Annotated in this window: 12 protein-coding genes; 10 read left to right on the forward strand and 2 right to left on the reverse strand. The window is 64.6% G+C overall.

Annotated elements, in window-relative coordinates; all coding sequences use genetic code 11:
• Position 1: 1 nt before the first annotated feature.
• The 3 genes from AC5LXX_RS08190 to AC5LXX_RS08200 all read left to right on the forward strand — a co-directional run bounded on the left by AC5LXX_RS08190 (position 2) and on the right by AC5LXX_RS08200 (position 2,848).
• Entirely contained in the window at positions 2 to 334 is a 333-nt protein-coding gene (locus tag AC5LXX_RS08190; RefSeq protein ID WP_131945816.1) for a hypothetical protein, read from the forward strand.
• Positions 335 to 584: 250 nt separating this feature from the next.
• On the forward strand, positions 585 to 770 hold the full coding sequence (locus AC5LXX_RS08195) for a hypothetical protein (RefSeq protein WP_493409138.1): 186 nt from the start codon (positions 585 to 587) through the stop codon (positions 768 to 770).
• A gap of 362 nt (positions 771 to 1,132) precedes the next feature.
• Positions 1,133 to 2,848, forward strand: coding sequence for a ShlB/FhaC/HecB family hemolysin secretion/activation protein (locus tag AC5LXX_RS08200; RefSeq protein ID WP_493411101.1), 1,716 nt, complete (start codon positions 1,133 to 1,135; stop codon positions 2,846 to 2,848).
• Positions 2,849 to 4,036: 1,188 nt separating this feature from the next.
• Here the strand turns inward: AC5LXX_RS08200 and AC5LXX_RS08205 are convergent.
• Together AC5LXX_RS08205 and AC5LXX_RS08210 are read right to left on the reverse strand one after the other, a co-directional pair.
• A complete protein-coding gene (locus tag AC5LXX_RS08205; RefSeq protein WP_493409139.1) occupies positions 4,037 to 5,308 on the reverse strand; it encodes a M23 family metallopeptidase in 1,272 nt (423 codons plus the stop codon).
• Positions 5,309 to 5,646: 338 nt separating this feature from the next.
• A complete protein-coding gene (locus AC5LXX_RS08210; RefSeq protein WP_493409140.1) occupies positions 5,647 to 6,294 on the reverse strand; it encodes a TetR family transcriptional regulator in 648 nt (215 codons plus the stop codon).
• A gap of 151 nt (positions 6,295 to 6,445) precedes the next feature.
• Here AC5LXX_RS08210 and AC5LXX_RS08215 point away from each other — a divergent pair, with 151 nt between their 5' ends.
• The 7 genes from AC5LXX_RS08215 to AC5LXX_RS08245 all read left to right on the forward strand — a co-directional run bounded on the left by AC5LXX_RS08215 (position 6,446) and on the right by AC5LXX_RS08245 (position 17,996).
• Positions 6,446 to 7,648, forward strand: coding sequence for a MexX/AxyX family multidrug efflux RND transporter periplasmic adaptor subunit (locus AC5LXX_RS08215; RefSeq protein WP_493409141.1), 1,203 nt, complete (start codon positions 6,446 to 6,448; stop codon positions 7,646 to 7,648).
• Between the two features lie 15 nt (positions 7,649 to 7,663).
• The gene (locus AC5LXX_RS08220; protein WP_493409142.1) at positions 7,664 to 10,801 is read left to right on the forward strand and encodes a multidrug efflux RND transporter permease subunit; all 3,138 of its coding nucleotides are present in this window, start codon (positions 7,664 to 7,666) and stop codon (positions 10,799 to 10,801) included.
• A complete protein-coding gene (locus tag AC5LXX_RS08225; protein WP_493411102.1) occupies positions 10,801 to 12,267 on the forward strand; it encodes an efflux transporter outer membrane subunit in 1,467 nt (488 codons plus the stop codon). Before AC5LXX_RS08220 ends, AC5LXX_RS08225 begins: the two co-directional genes overlap by 1 nt.
• 858 nt (positions 12,268 to 13,125) lie before the next feature.
• Complete coding sequence (locus tag AC5LXX_RS08230) at positions 13,126 to 13,638, forward strand: fimbrial protein (RefSeq protein WP_493409143.1); 513 nt, start codon at positions 13,126 to 13,128, stop codon at positions 13,636 to 13,638.
• An 86-nt stretch (positions 13,639 to 13,724) separates the two neighbouring features.
• Positions 13,725 to 16,211, forward strand: a complete 2,487-nt coding sequence (locus AC5LXX_RS08235; protein ID WP_493409144.1) for a fimbria/pilus outer membrane usher protein — start codon at positions 13,725 to 13,727, stop codon at positions 16,209 to 16,211.
• Between the two features lie 16 nt (positions 16,212 to 16,227).
• Positions 16,228 to 16,974, forward strand: a complete 747-nt coding sequence (locus AC5LXX_RS08240; RefSeq protein WP_493409145.1) for a fimbrial biogenesis chaperone — start codon at positions 16,228 to 16,230, stop codon at positions 16,972 to 16,974.
• On the forward strand, positions 16,971 to 17,996 hold the full coding sequence (locus tag AC5LXX_RS08245; RefSeq protein WP_493409146.1) for a fimbrial protein: 1,026 nt from the start codon (positions 16,971 to 16,973) through the stop codon (positions 17,994 to 17,996). Before AC5LXX_RS08240 ends, AC5LXX_RS08245 begins: the two co-directional genes overlap by 4 nt.
• Positions 17,997 to 18,163 lie beyond the last annotated feature (167 nt).

Genomic DNA, 18,163 nt, shown 5'->3' on the forward strand with positions numbered 1-18,163 from the left:
CATGGGAAAGGTGGAAATTATAAGGCTAATGCTGAGCGCTGGAAGGGCGAAGGATATGTTGGACTTCGTTGAGGGCGAGTCGCGTTATCTTTCCGAGGCGTCTGGTGGCGTGCCGCAGGATCCTGAACTCAAGCGAATTTGGATTATGGTGGTACATCATCTGCGTTTTTTAGCGGAATTTGGGGGGGATGTATCGATTCAATCGTCTGGCGGGAGGGTGTATAGATCATATCCTGACGAATTCGATAGGTGGTTAAGCGCGGGTGCGCCTGGAATTTCAGAAATTGATATTAAAAGATATTTGGAGGAAAATCCTATTGATGAGAGTGAGTAGGGCATTAGATGAGGCAAATGATGGTAAAGTGCCTTGCCGTAGAAGATGATTGTAAGGCCATGTTTGTATTTTCGGGGGCGCAACTTCAATAGAGATGATGGAGAGTCGATCGATGTCTTGAATGACATTCCGATCGAACTGAGTCACGAGCCCGTCCCCGCCCCCGCCCGTGATGGTGGGAAAGAATTCGTGCCTCGGTGGCCGCAAGACCGTGCAAAAGTAGATCCGTATCGCAGACCGGGATATTGACATGACGAACCTCTCATTAGCGCAGCGTTTCCAAGAAGCTAGAGCACCAAAAATTGAAGTTGACGGTCGAGAGATATACGGTTTGTATGAAATCGACGTATCTTCTGGTGAAACAGTACTGCCCCTTGATTTTTATCAAATAAAAAACGACAATTCAAGGCGTGAATATAAAGGCATCGAATTGTAGTGTTGAGATTAACAATCAAATTCTGACAGATTTTTTATATGGGCGGATCATGGCCCGAAACATATTCTGCTGAATGTCATGATTAAGGGTGGTGGGAAGGCCGTTCTTAAAGTTTGGAATGTTTGGAAATGTGATGACGTTTCGCATGCGTGGATTGGAAATGCTGGAATGTTGGTGAAAAAAGACGATCGGCATATCACATTCCATTGCAGCGACGGGATGGGTGATCCGGATTTCGAAGGCCTTGTGTTTACGATTGAGATCGGCAAAGTGGCCAAATAGCCACGGTATAGGGCCAGTAAAAAACTAACCATCAAATGACAATAACCAGACAGCTGGCGGCCGTGCCCTTCGTCGCCTTAATGGCGGTGGCCGTGCAGGCGCAGCAAGCCCCGACGCCGACAGACCAAGCCGCTGCTGCGCGCGCGAATGCGGAGCAGGAGCGCCAGGCGCAACAGCAACGCGATGCGCAGCAGCGCGACGCCGCGGTGCATGCGCCTTCGGTTCGTTCTGAGGTGCCGCGCATCGAAGCATATCCCGCGATTCCGGCCGAAACTCCGTGTTTTCGCGTTGACCGGTTTGCTCTCGACGTACCGGACGCGTTGCCCAGCGCAGCGAAGGCGCAGGGCGCGTCGACGTTGCCGATGGACCGCTTCGCCTTCGCGCGCGAATGGCTTGAGCACTACACCGGCCAGTGTGTCGGCAAACAGGGGCTCGACATGTTGGTCAAAGGCCTGTCGCAAGCGATCCTGGCGCGCGGGTACGTCACGACGCGCGTGCTGCTGCCAGAACAAGATCTTTCGACCGGCACCCTCAAGTTTTCGCTGATCCCCGGGGTGATCCGCCACGTGCGCTTCGCCGACGAGAAACTGCGCGGCACGTGGAAGACCGCGTTTCCAACGGACGACGGCGAACTGCTGAACCTGCGCGATCTCGAACAGGGCCTCGAGCAAATGAAACGCGTGTCGAGCCAGGACGTTTCGATGCAAATCGTTCCGGGCGAGCTGCCCGGCGAAAGCGATGTCGTACTCGACGTGCAGCGTGGCAAACCGTGGACTGTCGTCGCGTCCGTCGACAACTCCGGCACGCGTGCGACTGGCAAGCTGCAAGGCAATCTGGCGCTCGGTATCGACAACCCTTTGGGCCTGAACGACATCTTCAACATCGGCGTGAGCCAGGATCTGGAATTTGACGACAAGCGCCTCGGCTCGCACGGCTGGAACGGTTTCTATTCGATCCCGTGGGGCTACTGGACGGCCACGCTGTCCGCTTACACGAACACGTACTACCAGCAGATTGCGGGCGTGAATCAGACATTCGTCGCGAGCGGCAATTCGAAGACGGTCGATTTCAAGCTGGCCCGCGTGCTGTCGCGTAGTCAGAACGATGTGTTCGGCGCGTACGTTCGCCTGTCGCGCCGTTTTGGACAAAGCTTTATCGAAGATACAGAGATCTCGCAGCAGCGCCGCAATAACACGATGATCGAACTCGGCCTGACCGATCGTCACTACTTCGGCGGCGCGCAGTTCGACGGCTCACTTGCATATCGTCAAGGTGTCGGTGGGTTGGGCGCACAGGACGATATGTTGGCGGCGGGAGGCGGGCCGACCTATCGCTTCAAGATGGCGGTGCTCGACGCGAACCTGTCGGTGCCCTTCGCGATCGGCAAGCAGCCATTCCGCTATGTCGGCACATTCCACGGTCAGTACACCGGAAACACGCTTTACTACATCGACGACTTGACGATTGGCAGTCGCTATACGGTGCGCGGGTTCGATGGCGAGACGATGCTCGCCGCAGCACGGGGCTTCTACTGGCGAAACGAATTGCAGGCGCCGATCGGGCAGACAGGGCAGGCAGTTTATGCGGGACTCGACTATGGTCGCGTATGGGGCCCGCAGCCTGTCGTTCTTGTCGGGACGCAGTTGGCTGGCGCAGTGATCGGCATAAAGGGGAGCGTGGGTACGCGATTCGGAGCCTATGCGTACGATCTCTTCGCGGGTACGCCTGTCTACAAGCCGTCGGGTTTTCCGACTGCGCGAGTGACGCTCGGTTTTCAGGTGACTGCACAGTTCTGACAACGATGAGCCAAGGCACTTCTGCGACACGCACACGTCGCAAGCCAGATGTTGCATATGCCCGTATGATCGAGATTGCCGCCGAACGGGGCCTTACGCTTCTGACGCTCGAATGGCGAGGGCTGAAGTCCTACTACGAATTCCGCTGCGAATCGGGCCATAACTTCACGCGCATAGGCACAGTCGCGATGCGAGGCACGATAACTTGCCTTCAGTGCGAGCAAGTGCGCGTGCAGGACCGCTTTCGGGAACTGCTGAGTGAACGCGGTCTTGTTTGTCATGAGGGAACCTATCTCGGTCAAACGGCGCGGCAACATTTCACCTGTCGTTCTGGACACGAATGGACTACCGAGGCTCGCAAGATTCTAGACGGCCATGGATGTCCACGATGCGCAAAAGTTGAGTTGGCTGCGTGTCTCCTGCATTCCGATGGCTTGGAACGTCTTCATGAGGCGGCGACGGAGCGTGGCGGTCGTTGTCTGACTGACACGTACATCGGTATCGCTGCGCATTACGAATGGGAGTGTGCCGAAGGCCATCGATGGAAAGCAGTGGCTTACCGAGTCGTCGACGGCGGATGGTGTCCGCACTGTGCTCGAGTCAGACACGGAGAACAGCAACGCGATCCGAACGGGCTTCGGCGATTGCAGGCCGCAGCGGCGCTGCGCGGCGGACAGCTTCTCTCGACGGAGTATCGCCTGGCGAATTCGAAGTACCGATTCCGATGCGGACGCGGACATGAATGGACGACGTGGGGGCACTTAGTGCTTGGCGGGGCATGGTGTCGGCATTGCGCCAATCTCGCGAAGCGCCGAACGATAGAGGACATGCAGGCGGTTGCTGCGGCGCGCGGTGGCCGATGCTTGAGTACCGAGTATCACGGCAATCGAGTCAAATTGACATGGCAGTGCGCACACGGGCATGTGTGGAACTCAATGCCTAACACGGTGATCAATCGTGGCGCATGGTGCCCGAACTGTTTTCGGTTGCGGATCACACGGGACCCGGCATTGCGCCGGCGCTATGACCAAGAGGGGTAGCGCGAACCACCGGCGGTCTCGGGCGCAGTCTGAATTTGGCTTGCGCCAAAACATTGGCTCAAGCCCGTGACCAGATGACGGTGTAGAGAAGAGCAGCGGAGCATTTTGACCGCACACTCTTCCGCAACCAGGATTGTGTGCCTCGGAGTCAGCTTCGTTCCGCCGAGTAGTGCGTGTTGAAGACCGCGCGCAGCGTCGACTCGTCGGTGGCGAAATCGCCCCACAGCGGCCCGTCGTTCTGCGCGAACGCGAACGGCGTCGTATTGATCGACGCGAGGCGGAAGCGCCATTGCGCGGCTTCCTGGCGGAACGCGGTGAGCTGCATGTCGGACAGCGCCGTCTGCGCGCTGGCGAGCGTGACGAGCGGGTCGACCGGATCGTTCGCGACACGCACCTCGAAATGCAGGTGCGGGCCCGTGGCGGCGCCCGTCATCCCGACCGAGCCGATCCGCTGGCCCTGCTTCACGGTTTCACCGGTCTTGAGCCCGCGTGCGAACGCGGACAGGTGCGCGTAGTAGGTCGAGTAGCCATCCGCATGATCGACGATCACGTAGCGGCCGTAGCCGCCCGGATCGGTGCCGACGAACGACACGACGCCGTCGGCGGCCGCGTCGACGGGCGTGCCGCTCGGCGCGGCGAGATCGACGCCCGTATGGAACGCCATCGCCTGCGACAGCGGATGGATGCGCTCGCCGAAGAACGAGCTGATGCGCGTCCACTTGACCGGCATCGTGAATGCCGCGGCTTCGAGCGGCGAGCCGTCGAGCGCGTAGTACGCGCCGTGCTCGGCGCCCGGCGCGCGGAACCAGATCGCGCCGAACGTGCGGCCGGCGACGCGCAGCTCGAGCGCAGTGAGGCGCGGCGTGCCGTTGTTCGTGTCGAACGCGACGCGGTAGTAGTCGCCGCGCTGCGCGGTCGTACGCATCGCGACCTTGCCGGTGACGAGATCGCCGAGCTGGATGCGCACTTCGGGCGGTACGTCGAGACGGTTCAGCGTATCGGACAGCGTGAGCTCGATGCCGCCCGCGCGCATGCCGTGCTGGTTCTCGGGCGCCGCGAACTGGAACAGGCTCGCATAGCCGAGCATATCGTTGCGGTGCGCGCTGAGCGGGGCGAACAGGCCCGGTTGCGGGCTGCGGTCGTTGCGATCGACGTGCTCGTCGCGCACGCCGATCGTGCGCGCGAGTTCGCTCGTCACGAAATGCTGCGCGGTGGGAAATGGCGTGTCGGACAGCACGCGCTGCGGCAGCGCGGCCGTGCCGGAATCGACGGCGCCCGGCAGTTGCGAGACGGCCGGCAGCGCAGCGGCGAGACCGAATGCGGCGAGGGCGCCGAGCACGGCGGCCGGCACGAGCGCGCGCGCGACGCGCTGCGCGCGGCCGGGCGCGAAAGCATCAGGGGTAGCGGCAGACTTGACCAAGGTGTCCACATCCAGGAAAGCGGTTCAAAGGGGTGTGGGCAGGGGCCGCCGGCGGCTCATCCGTCGAATGGCGACGGGGCGGATGGCGGGCGTGCAACAAAACAGGCCCCGCCAGGGGCCTGTGTCGTTTCCGTTCGACCCAACACACGGGGCGGGCCCGCTTCGAACGGCGGCGTGCATACCGGGTCGAACCCGGTTATCACGAAGACGCTAAAGAAAGATGACAGCGTCAGTCTACCGGTGTTCCGCGAAACGTTAAAAATTTTAAAGGGGGTCAGCTCATTCGTTTCGCAGTGCGGTAAATCGGGTTAAATCAGCATTTGTTACGACGTTTTACGTCAGTCTGGCAATTTTTGCGCGCGGCCGCGCAGCGCGGCGGAGGTGCGGACGGTGTCGAAACCGGCGTCGAGCATCGCTTCCGCGTCGTTCCACAGGTTGCCGCGCAGCCGGTTGGTCCAGATCATCGACGCGAACACGCCTTCGAGCAGCGACACGAGATAGACGGCGGCCAGGTGCACGTCGAGATCGGCGACGAGTTCGCCGGCCGCGATCGCGCGGCGCAGCAGCGCCTTCGTGATGCGCAGCATCTGCAGTTCGAGCAGCATGCGGCGCCGCTGCAGCGCGCCGTTTTCCTCGCTTTGCTCGCACTTCGTATAGAGGATCACGAGCACGCGCTGCATCGGGCCCGGCTCGCCGCATTCCTGCAGGTAGTGTGACGCGGCGCGCCGCAGCGTGGCGAGCGGCGGCAGGCCGTCTCCTGCGTCGAAACCTTCCGACGTGCGCGCGAACGCGCGGTCGCACATCGCGAGACACACTTCCATCTTGTTGCGGTAGTGGCCGTAGACGGCGCCGCGCGACATCCCGGCGGCCTCGGCGAGGTCCGCCATCGCGGTTTGCGCGACGCCTTTCTCGAGCAGCACGAGCTCGGCGGCGTCGAGGATCCGGTGCTTGATGGCGAGCGATTCTTCCCGGGTCTTGCGGGCCATGTCGTGAAGTTCCTTACAGTTCGCTGTCGTTTTATTGAGACAGTGTGCCAGGCAGATTGAAAGCCCATGTATTTAATCAGTCGTGACTGATTATAATCGGCCACCCTGAGCCGCCGCATTGTATCGGCGGCGAACGATCCGAGGTCAGAAGATGAATAACAAACGCACCCTGTGGCGCCGCCTGCGGCTGGCGCCGTTCGCGCTGGCGGCCGTACTGGCCGTGGCCGGATGCGGAAAGGGCGACAAGGACGCCGCGCCGGAGACCGCGAAGCAGGCCACCGTCGTGACGGTGCGTCCGACGGCCGTGCCAATGACCGTCGAACTGCCGGGCCGGCTCGACGCGTACCGGCAGGCGGAAGTGCGCGCGCGGGTCGCGGGCATCGTCACCGCGCGCACCTACGAGGAAGGCCAGGAAGTGAAGCAGGGCGCGGTGCTGTTCCGCATCGATCCCGCGCCGCTGAATGCCGCACGCGATGCCGCGCAGGGCGCGCTCGCGAAGGCGCAGGCCGCCGCGCTCGCGGCGAGCGACAAGCGCCGCCGCTACGACGACCTCGTGCGCGACCGCGCGGTGAGCGAGCGCGACCATACCGAAGCCGTTGCGGCCGATACGCAGGCGAGGGCCGAGGTGGCATCGGCGAAGGCCGAACTCGCGCGTGCGCAACTGCAACTCGACTATGCAACCGTCACCGCGCCGATCGCGGGGCGTGCGCGACGCGCGCTCGTGACCGAAGGCGCGCTCGTCGGCCAGGACCAGGCGACGCCGCTCACGACCGTCGAGCAGCTCGATCCGATCTACGTGAACTTCTCGCAGCCGGCCGCCGACGTCGACGCGTTACGCCGCGCGGTGAAGAGCGGGCGCGCGACGGGCATCGCGCAGCACGACGTCGCGGTGACGCTGCTGCGCGCCGACGGCACCGCGTATCCGTTGAAGGGCAAGCTGCTGTTCAGCGATCTCGCGGTCGATCCGACCACCGACACCGTCGCGATGCGCGCACTGTTCCCGAACCCCGAACGCGAGCTGTTGCCGGGTGCGTACGTGCGGATCGCGCTCGACGCGGCGGTCGACCAGCGCGCGATCCTCGTGCCGCGCGACGCGCTGCTGCGCACGGCCGACCGTACGTCGGTGCGCGTGGTCGGCACGAACGGCAAGGTCAAGGACGTCGAGGTCACGGCCGACCGAATGAGCGGCCATGACTGGCGCATCACGCGCGGCCTCGCGGGCGGCGAGCGCGTGATCGTCGACGACGCATCGCAGTTCGCGCCCGACACGGCCGTCAAGCCCGTCGAGAAGGCACCGCCGTCGAAGGCGGCGCCGGCAGCGGCCGCTTCGCAGGCGGCCGCCCGTCAAACCTGACCGGTTCAAACCAACATGGCACGTTTCTTCATCGATCGCCCCGTCTTCGCGTGGGTGATCGCCATCTTCATCATGCTGGGCGGCCTGTTCGCGATCCGCGCGCTGCCCGTTGCGCAGTACCCGGACATCGCGCCGCCCGTCGTCAGCATCTATGCGACGTATCCGGGCGCATCCGCGCAGGTCGTCGAGGAATCGGTGACCGCGCTGATCGAGCGCGAAATGAACGGCGCGCCGGGGCTGCTGTATACGTCCGCGACGAGCAGCGCCGGGGCCGCGTCGCTGTACCTGACGTTCAAGCAGGGCGTGAACGCCGATCTCGCAGCCGTCGAAGTGCAGAACCGGCTGAAGACGGTCGACGCGCGCCTGCCCGAGCCCGTGCGCCGCGACGGCATCCAGGTCGAGAAGGCCGCCGACAACATCCAGCTCGTCGTGTCGCTGACGTCCGACGACGGCCGGATGACCGACGTGCAGCTCGGCGAGTACGCGTCGGCGAACGTCGTGCAGGCGCTGCGCCGCGTCGAGGGTGTCGGCAAGGTGCAGTTCTGGGGCGCCGAATATGCGATGCGGATCTGGCCCGACCCGGTGAAGCTGGCCGGGCACGGCCTCACCGCGTCGGACATCGCATCGGCCGTGCGCGCGCACAACGCGCGCGTGACGATCGGCGACATCGGCCGCAGCGCGGTGCCGGACAGCGCACCGATCGCGGCGACCGTGTTCGCCGACGCGCCGTTGAAGACGCCGGCCGATTTCGGCGCGATCGCGCTGCGTGCGCAGGCCGACGGCTCCGCGCTGTTCCTGCGCGACGTCGCACGCATCGAATTCGGCGGCAACGACTACAACTATCCGTCGTACGTGAACGGCAAGGTCGCGACCGGGATGGGCATCAAGCTCGCGCCGGGCTCGAACGCGGTGTCCACCGAGAAGCGCGTGCGCGCGACGATGGACGAGCTGTCCAGGTACTTCCCGCCGGGCGTGAAGTACCAGATCCCGTACGAGACGTCGTCGTTCGTGCGCGTATCGATGAACAAGGTCGTCACGACGCTGATCGAGGCCGGCGTGCTCGTGTTCCTCGTGATGTTCCTGTTCATGCAGAACCTGCGCGCGACGCTGATCCCGACGCTCGTCGTGCCGGTCGCGCTCGCGGGCACGTTCGGCGTGATGTACGCGGCGGGCTTCTCGATCAACGTGCTGACGATGTTCGGCATGGTGCTCGCGATCGGCATTCTCGTCGACGATGCGATCGTCGTCGTCGAGAACGTCGAGCGGCTGATGGTCGAGGAGGGGCTCGCGCCGTACGATGCGACCGTCAAGGCGATGACGCAGATCAGCGGCGCGATCATCGGGATCACGGTCGTGCTGACGTCGGTGTTCGTGCCGATGGCGTTCTTCGGCGGTGCGGTGGGCAACATCTACCGGCAGTTCGCGCTGTCGCTCGCGGTGTCGATCGGTTTCTCCGCGTTCCTCGCGCTGTCGCTCACGCCCGCGCTGTGCGCGACGCTGCTCAAGCCCGTGTCCGGCGACCATCACGAGAAGCGCGGCTTCTTCGGCTGGTTCAACCGCTTCGTCGCACGCGCGACGCAGCGCTATGCGTCGCGCGTCGGCACGATGCTGAAGAAGCCGGTGCGCTGGCTCGTCGTGTACGGCGCGTTGACCGCGGCCGCTGCGTTGATGCTCACGCAACTGCCGACCGCGTTCCTGCCGGACGAGGACCAGGGCAACTTCATGGTGATGGTGATACGCCCGCAGGGCACGCCGCTCGCGGAAACGATGCAGAGCGTGCGCGAGGTCGAGTCGGCCATCCGCCGCGACGAGCCGACCGCCTATACGTATGCGCTCGGCGGCTTCAACCTGTACGGCGAAGGGCCGAACGGCGGGATGATCTTCGTCACGCTGAAGAACTGGAAGGACCGCAAGGCCGAGCGCGATCACGTGCAGTCGATCGTCGCGCGCATCAACGAGCGCTTCACGGGCACGCCGAACACGACGGTGTTTGCGATGAACTCGCCGGCGCTGCCCGATCTCGGCTCGTCGAGCGGTTTCGACTTCCGGCTGCAGAACCGCGGCGGGCTCGACTACGCGACGTTCAGCGCCGCGCGCGAGCAGTTGCTCGCGGCCGGCGGCAAGGATCGCGCGCTCACCGACCTGATGTTCGCGGGTACGCAGGACGCACCGCAGCTGAAGCTCGACATCGATCGTGCGAAGGCGTCCGCGCTCGGCGTGTCGATGGACGAGATCAACACGACGCTCGCGGTGATGTTCGGCTCCGACTACATCGGCGACTTCATGCACGGCACGCAGGTGCGGCGCGTGATGGTGCAGGCCGACGGGTTGCATCGGCTCGATCCGGACGACGTGAAGAAGCTGCGCGTGCGCAACGCGCGCGGCGAGATGGTGCCGCTCGCGGCGTTCACGACGCTGCACTGGACGCTCGGGCCGCCGCAGCTCACGCGCTACAACGGCTATCCGTCGTTCACGATCAACGGCTCGGCCGCGGCGGGCCACAGCAGCGGCGAGGCGATGACCGCGGTCGAGCGGATCGCCGCGAAGCTGCCGGCTGGCATCGGCTATGCGTGGTCGGGGCAATCGTTCGAGGAGCGGCTGTCGGGCGCTCAGGCGCCGATGCTGTTCGCGCTGTCGGTGCTCGTCGTGTTCCTCGCGCTCGCGGCGCTCTACGAGAGCTGGTCGATCCCGTTCGCGGTGATGCTGGTCGTCCCGCTCGGCGTGATCGGCGCGGTGCTCGGCGTCACGCTGCGCGCGATGCCGAACGACATCTATTTCAAGGTGGGGCTGATCGCGACGATCGGGCTGTCGGCGAAGAATGCGATCCTGATCGTCGAAGTCGCGAAGGATCTCGTCGCGCAGCGCATGTCGCTCGTCGACGCCGCGCTCGAGGCCGCGCGCCTGCGGCTGCGGCCGATCGTGATGACGTCGCTCGCGTTCGGCGTCGGCGTGCTGCCGCTCGCGTTCGCGTCGGGTGCCGCGTCCGGCGCGCAGATGGCGATCGGTACCGGCGTGCTCGGCGGCATGATCACGGCAACCGTGCTCGCGGTGTTCCTCGTCCCGCTGTTTTTCGTGATCGTCGGCCGCCTGTTCGACGTCGGCCCGCGCCGGCGCGGCGGGGCGCAGCCGGCGACGATGGAGGGTTCGCAATGATGTCTGCGCTGAATGCACGCGCCGCGCTGCGGGTTCAGCTCGCGCTGGCCGCCGCGCTCGCGCTCGCCGGTTGCTCGCTCGCGCCGCGTTACGAGCGGCCGGCGGCGCCGGTGCCGGCGACCTATGCGCCGGTCGACGGAAGCACGGCGCCGGCCGCTGAACGGGCCGAGGCGCAGGATGCCGCGCTGCTCGACGACTGGCATGCGTATTTCACCGATCCGGCGCTGCAGGCGTGGATCGACGCCGCGCTCGAAAACAACCGCGACCTGCGGATCGCGGCCGGCCGGCTCGACGAAGCGCGCGCGCTGTACGGCGTACAGCGTGCGGACCTGATGCCGTCGGTCGATGCGAATCTCGGCTACGAGCGTGCGCGCCAGTACGACCCGGTCGTGCGCGAAAGCGCGATCAGCGGGCTGTACCGCGCGGGCGTCGGCGTCAGTGCGTACGAGCTCGACCTGTTCGGCCGCGTGCGCAGCCTGTCCGATGCGGCGCTCGCCGAGTATTTCGCGACGGCCGAGGCACGGCGCACGGTCCGCATCGGCGTGATCGCCGAAGTGGCCGGTGCGTATGTCTCGGAACGCTCGCTGCACGAACAGCTTGCGCTCGCGCAGCGCACGCTCGACGCGCGCGAACGCATGGCCGCGCTCACGCAGCGCCGCTACGCGGCCGGCACGAGCGACGCGATCGAGCTGCGCTCGGCCGAGATGCTGGTGGCATCGGCGCGCGCGTCGCAGGCCGCGCTGCAGCGCGAGCATGCGCAGGCCGTGCGGGCGCTGCAATTGCTGGCGGGCGATTTCGCGCGCAACGTGCCCGCCGACGCGACCGTGCTCGACACGCTGTCGATCGCGCCGGTGGCGCCCGGCGCGCCGAGCGAACTGCTCGAGCGGCGTCCGGACATCCGGCAGGCCGAGGCACGGCTCAAGGCCGCGAACGCGCAGATCGGCGCCGCACGCGCGGCGTTCTTCCCGCGCATTGCGCTGACGACCGACTACGGCTCGGTCAGCGACGCGTTCTCGAGCCTGTTCGCCGCCGGCACGAGCGTGTGGACGTTCGCGCCGCGCATCACGCTGCCGATCTTCGCGGGCGGCCGCAACCGCGCAAACCTCGACGTCGCGAACGCGCGCAAGCACATCGCGGTTGCCGAGTACGAGAAGACGGTGCAGACCGCGTTCCGCGAAGTGGCCGACGCGTTCGCCGCGCGCGACTGGATCGATCGCCAGCTTGCCGCGCAGCAGGACGTGTATTCAGCCGACGGCGCGCGGCTGAAGCTCGCCGAGCGCCGTTATGCGGGCGGCGTCGCGACGTATCTCGAACTGCTCGACGCGCAACGCAGCACGTACGAGTCGGGGCAGGAGCTGATTCGGCTCAAGCAGCTCAGGCTCGCGAATGCGATCGCGCTGTACCGCGCGCTCGGCGGCGGCTGGGCGCCGGCATCGGCGTCGGAGGAGACCGCGGCTTCCGCGTGATGGGTGTGACGTCGCCAGGCGCTGCCGTGTGCCGGGTGACATGATGGCGGCCGTACGATCCGACGTGCGGCCGCCGCTTCGATAGTCGTGCTGCCGTCGTATCGCCGATCGCTCTCGGCGCTTCCTTTCGCGGTCCAGCGAACTACCCCGATGTCTCTCATCTCGCGGCAGGGCGGAAGTGCGCCTTCCGCGGCAACGCGCATTCGGCGTCCGGCCGTGTCGCCCACCGGCGCAAACGTATGCGCCGCATCTTCGCCTTTCCATCTCGTCCATCCAGGCCGGCAAATCGAGTTCCGACTGCTGCACATGCGTGCGATTTACGATCCGGAATTGATGATCGGATTAATCAATTAATTGGAATTAATGAGAGCGACAAAGTGTCGCAGCAAAACGTTTGTATTCTTTTCGCAATCGTTTGCGCGGCAAATTGACATTGATGAAGTGCCTTGGTTAATTTCCTGTCAGTTGAAAATGACTTGATATGGGCGTTGTCGTCGAACAACGATGGCGGCATTGGACAATATTTTGTCTTTGAGATGACGGATATCGTCAGAACCAATACTGGCAAGGGCAGGTGGGGCGCGGTCGGTTATCGGAAGAAATTTCCCTTAATCTTCAATTGGTTCCGTAAAACTAAAAAGGACTGCGGATAAAAAGGTGCTGGATTGGAAATCAGGTGGAAATAATGTAATTCCGGAGGGGTGAATCGAACATTGTCAGATGCATTTGACAATGATTTACAGAAATCTTTCATGATTATCTCGATAATGCCGCCTCGTGTCGGACGGGAGCCACCATGCGCTGCCGTTTGTGTCCGCCACGTCGTCCAATCCATTTGCAGTCCTTACGGGAAACGTCATGAAAAAATCCATCCTGTCCGCCGTCGCACTCGCGGCCCTGTCGACCTCGGCCTTCGCAGCGGGCACCGGCACGATCAACTTCACGGGCGAGATCGTCGCGGGCGCATGCGGCATCGATTCGAACTCGGTCAACCAGACCGTGGAACTGGGCAAGGTGCCGACCAACAAGTTCAAGCAAGCCGGCGACAAGTCGGATCCGGTGTCGTTCGACATCAAGCTGACCGACTGCGACACCAGCATCGCGCAGAACGCGTACTTCACGTTCACGGGCACGTCGAGCGCAGGTCAGCCGAAGCTGCTCGCCACGATCGGTTCGGCAAGCAACGTCGGCATCCGCCTGCAAGCCGCGTCGGGCGAATACCTCGACAACGGCGCCGAGCAGAAGGCACCGACGCTGCTGCAGAACGGCACGAACACCGCGCGCTTCGCAGCGATGTACGAATCGACGGCAGCCGGCGTGACGCCGGGTACCGCCAACGGCGTCGCGAACTTCACGGTCCGCTACCAGTAAGCCGCCGTACCGGGGAAGGGTGCGCGCACCCTTCCTCGTTCGTTGTTCCTCCTTTTTTCCCCTCCCTGGACTTCCGGTAGCGCCGCGTGCGAATCAGACATTCCTTCCTTTGCGTCTCCGTGCTGGTGGTCGGCAGCCAGAGCCATGCGACGGAATTCAATTCGTCGTTCCTCGACATCGACGGAACGAGCAATGTCGACCTGTCGCAGTTCTCGCAGCCGGACTTCACGTTGCCCGGCGAGTACATGCTCGACGTGCAGGTCAACGACCTGTTCTACGGGCTGCAAGCGATCGAGTTCATCGCGGTCGACGCATCGGGCGCGGGCAAGCCGTGCCTGCGGCCGGAGCTCGTCGCGCAGTTCGGGCTGAAGCCGTCGCTCGCGAAGGACCTGCCGCGCTTCCAGGGCGGGCGTTGCGTCGATCTCGGTGCGATCGAGGGCGCGACCGTGCGCTACCTGAAAAGCGACGGCCGGCTCAGGATCACGATTCCACAGGCCGCGCTCGAGTTCACCGATTCGACCTACCTGCCGCCGTCGCGCTGGTCCGAAGGGATTCCGGGCGCGATGCTCGACTATCGCGTGATCGCGAACACGAACCGCAACTTCGGTACGGGCGGTAGCCAGACGAATTCGATCCAGGCCTACGGGACGGTGGGCGCGAACTGGGATGCGTGGCGCTTGCGCGGGGACTACCAGGCGCAATCGAACGTGGGCAACAAGGCGTATGCGGACCGCACGTTCCGCTTCAGCCGGCTGTATGCCTTTCGTGCGCTGCCGTCGATCCAGTCGACGGTGACGTTCGGCGACGACTACCTGACCTCCGACATCTTCGACACGTTCGCGTTGACGGGCGCGTCGATCCGCAGCGACGACCGCATGCTGCCGCCGTCGCTGCGCGGCTATGCACCGCTGATCTCGGGCGTCGCGCGCACCAACGCGACGGTGACCGTGTCGCAGGCCGGCCGCGTGCTGTACGTGACGCGTGTGTCGCCGGGCGCGTTCGCGCTGCAGAACATCAATACGAGCGTGCAGGGCACGCTCGACGTCGCGGTCGAGGAAGAGGACGGCAGCGTGCAGCGCTTCCAGGTGACGACGGCCGCCGTGCCGTTCCTCGCGCGTGCCGGGCAGCTGCGCTACAAGGCCGCGGTCGGCAAGCCGCGGCTGTTCGGCGGCGCCGGCATCACGCCGTTCTTCGGCTTCGGCGAAATCGCGTACGGCCTGCCGTTCGACGTCACGGCGTATGGCGGGTTCATCGCCGCGTCGGACTACACGTCGATCGCGCTCGGTGTCGGTCGCGACTTCGGCGCGTTCGGCGCGCTGTCGGCCGACGTCACGCATGCGCGGGCGAAACTGTGGTGGAACGGCGCGACGCGCAACGGCAACTCGTACCGCATCAACTATTCGAAGCACTTCGACGGGCTCGATGCCGACGTGCGCTTCTTCGGCTACCGCTTCTCCGAGCGCGAATACACGAACTTCGCGCAGTTCTCGGGCGACCCGACCGCATACGGCCTCGCCAACAGCAAGCAGCGCTACTCGGCGACGCTGTCGAAGCGTTTCGGCGACACGTCGACCTATTTTTCCTACGACCAGACGACCTACTGGGAACGCGCGAACGAGCAGCGCGTCGGCCTCACGCTGACGCGCGCGTTCTCGATCGGCACGCTGCGCAACCTGAACGTGAGCGTGTCGGCATTCCGCACGCAGAGCGCGGGCGCGAGCGGCAACCAGGTCTCGGTCACCGCGACGCTGCCGATCGGCGGCCGTCACACCGTCACGTCGAACCTGACGACGGGCAGCGGCAGCACGAGCGTGAACGCGGGCTACATCTACGACGATCCGAATGGCCGCACCTACCAGATCAACGCGGGCGCCACCGACGGACGCGCGTCGGCAAACGCGAGCTACCGCCAGCGCTCGTCGGCGTATCAGCTGACGGCGCAGGCATCGACGCTCGCCGACTCGTATGCGGCTGCGTCGCTCGAAGTCGACGGCTCGTTCGTCGCGACGCAGTACGGCGTGTCCGCGCATGCGAACGGCAATGCGGGCGACACGCGCTTGCTGGTGTCGACCGACGGCGTGCCCGACGTGCCGCTGTCCGGCACGCTCACGCATACCGATTCGCGCGGCTACGCGGTGCTCGACGGCATCTCGCCATACAACGTGTACGACGCGACCGTCAACGTCGAAAAGCTGCCGCTCGAAGTGCAGGTGACGAACCCGATCCAGCGCATGGTGCTGACCGACGGCGCGATCGGCTTCGTGAAGTTCACAGCCGCGCGCGGCAGCAACCTGTACCTGACGCTGACCGACCCGGCCGGCAAGCCGCTGCCGTTCGGCGCGTCGGTGCAGGACGCGGCGAACGGCAAGGAACTCGGCATCGTCGGCGAAGGCGGGGCGGCGTTCCTGACGCAGGTTCAGCCGAAATCCACGCTGGCGGTGCGGGCGGGCGAACGGACGCTCTGCACGATCGACGCACTGCCGAACCAGCTTCAACTCGAAGGCACGCCGATCCCGGTGACGTGCCAGACGCCCGGCGAGTCGCATGCAGCGGCCGCGCGGGCCGAACGATGATTTCACGGATCCAGCGATGAAGAATCTCTTTTCCCTTTCCTTTCCGCGGCGCACGCTGTGCGCGTTCGCGGCCTGCGGCGCGCTGCTTGCCGGCGCCGCCCATGCGGCGATCGTGCCCGATCGCACGCGCGTGATCTTCAACGAAGGCGAACAGGCCGCGGTCGTCACGATCACCAACAAGAGCACGACGTACCCGTATCTCGTGCAGTCGTGGCTCGAGGACGCGAAGGGCAACAAGATCACGTCGCCGCTGATGGTCGTGCCGCCGCTGCAGCGCGTCGAGGCGAACGAGCGCAACGTGCTGCGGATCGCGAAGCTGCCGGGCACCGAGCTGCCGGCCGATCGCGAATCGGTGTTCTATCTGAACATCCGCGAAGTGCCGCCGAAGACGGATACGCCGAACACGCTGCAGATCGCGCTGCATACGCAGATGAAGCTGTTCTACCGGCCGAAGGCCGTGCAGCCGGCGCGCGACGAGGACTGGACGCTGCCGATGACGCTGCGCGTCGATTCGGCTGCACACAAGCTCGTGTTCGACAATCCGACGCCGTATCACATCACGATCGTCGACCTGGCGTCGGGCGCGCAGAAGACGCCCATGCCGCTGGAGCCGGTGATGGTCAGCCCGATGAGCACGGCCGACGTGCCGTTCAAGGCGGCGACGCCGTCGACGCTGTTCGTCACGCATATCGACGATTACGGCGGCCAGGTGGCGATCGAGTATGCGTGCGAGGCCGGGGCTTGCAAGAGCGTGAAGAAATGAGCGGGGGCGCGAGACAACGCGTGTCGCCGCTCGCGACGTGGCTGCGCTGGGTCGTGCTCGCGGTGCTGATCGCGGCCGTGCAGCCGGCGTGGGCGCTGCGCTGTCTGGCCGACGGCGGCGCGGATTCGCTGACCGAGCCGATCGGCGGTGTCGCATCGTATCCGACGGATGCGCCGGACGGATACGTGATCTGGGTATCGCCGCCACGCACGACGACGGGGTATTGCTACAAGGACTACGGCGGGGCCGCACTGAACTTTGCCGAGCAGGTTTACTTCTACGCGAACCCGAGATCGCAGGATCCCGCTGCATGGGGGCTCGAGATCGGCATTCGCTATGGCGGCCGGGACTATTTCGGCCTGGGCAGCGGGCCGAGCGCGCGCGTGGAAACCACCACCACCGTTGGCACGTGTTCGCAATGGAACTTCGACCGCGGGCTCTGCCCGAAGGTGCCGCTCAGCATCACCTATCAGGTGGTGGTGCGCAAGAAGGGCCAATGGATACAGCCGCCGAACGATATCTATGCGGTCTTTCAGTTCGACGGCAGGGGCGGCCTCAACGCGGCTCGATCGAGTTTCCAGTACCGGTTGAGCGGGTTGTCGCGTCTGAAGCCGACACCCTGCCTCGTCGACGTGCTGGTGACGCCCGAACCCGGCATCGTCAATTTCGGTCAGGTGCAGACCACCGGCAACGGCTTCCTGCCTGCCGTGCCGCGCCGGCGATTCTCACTGTCGCTGTCGAAGAAATGCAGCATCCCGATTCGCGTCGACGGCTATTTCGAGGCGACCAAAGGCACCGTGCAGAACGGTTTGCTGGTGCCGGCGAAGGACAGCAATTTCGGGATCGGCCTCGAGGACAGCCAGGGCAAGGCAATCGACTTCAACAAGCAGTTCACGCTCACGCAGTTTGCGGCCAACGTCGCGAACCAGACCGTGATGCTCGATGCGGTGCTCAAGTCGTTCGGACCACCGAAGATCGGACCGTTCGACGCGGCCGCGACGATCCGGATCTTCCTGTATTGAGCGTTGTGCGGCCTGAGCGGTGCGCGCTGCGCAGCATGCTGCCTGCACGGGATTTTCATTGATGTACTGACGGAGGAGAAGGGAATGCATCTGAAACGCAGTGTCGTCGCGGCCGTGCTGGCCGTGTCGGCAATGAGTGCGGTTCATGCGCAGACGGTATCGGCCGG

Source organism: Burkholderia torrens, from assembly GCF_984668525.1.

Coding starts and splice junctions, on each gene's coding strand:
- AC5LXX_RS08195 (WP_493409138.1), top strand. CDS start 585: ATGACGAACCTCTCATTAGCGCAGCGTTTCCAAGAAGCTAGAGCACCA.
- AC5LXX_RS08245 (WP_493409146.1), top strand. CDS start 16,971: ATGAGCGGGGGCGCGAGACAACGCGTGTCGCCGCTCGCGACGTGGCTG.
- AC5LXX_RS08220 (WP_493409142.1), top strand. CDS start 7,664: ATGGCACGTTTCTTCATCGATCGCCCCGTCTTCGCGTGGGTGATCGCC.
- AC5LXX_RS08240 (WP_493409145.1), top strand. CDS start 16,228: ATGAAGAATCTCTTTTCCCTTTCCTTTCCGCGGCGCACGCTGTGCGCG.
- AC5LXX_RS08200 (WP_493411101.1), top strand. CDS start 1,133: ATGGCGGTGGCCGTGCAGGCGCAGCAAGCCCCGACGCCGACAGACCAA.
- AC5LXX_RS08215 (WP_493409141.1), top strand. CDS start 6,446: ATGAATAACAAACGCACCCTGTGGCGCCGCCTGCGGCTGGCGCCGTTC.
- AC5LXX_RS08190 (WP_131945816.1), top strand. CDS start 2: ATGGGAAAGGTGGAAATTATAAGGCTAATGCTGAGCGCTGGAAGGGCG.
- AC5LXX_RS08230 (WP_493409143.1), top strand. CDS start 13,126: ATGAAAAAATCCATCCTGTCCGCCGTCGCACTCGCGGCCCTGTCGACC.
- AC5LXX_RS08225 (WP_493411102.1), top strand. CDS start 10,801: ATGTCTGCGCTGAATGCACGCGCCGCGCTGCGGGTTCAGCTCGCGCTG.
- AC5LXX_RS08210 (WP_493409140.1), bottom strand. CDS start 6,294: ATGGCCCGCAAGACCCGGGAAGAATCGCTCGCCATCAAGCACCGGATC.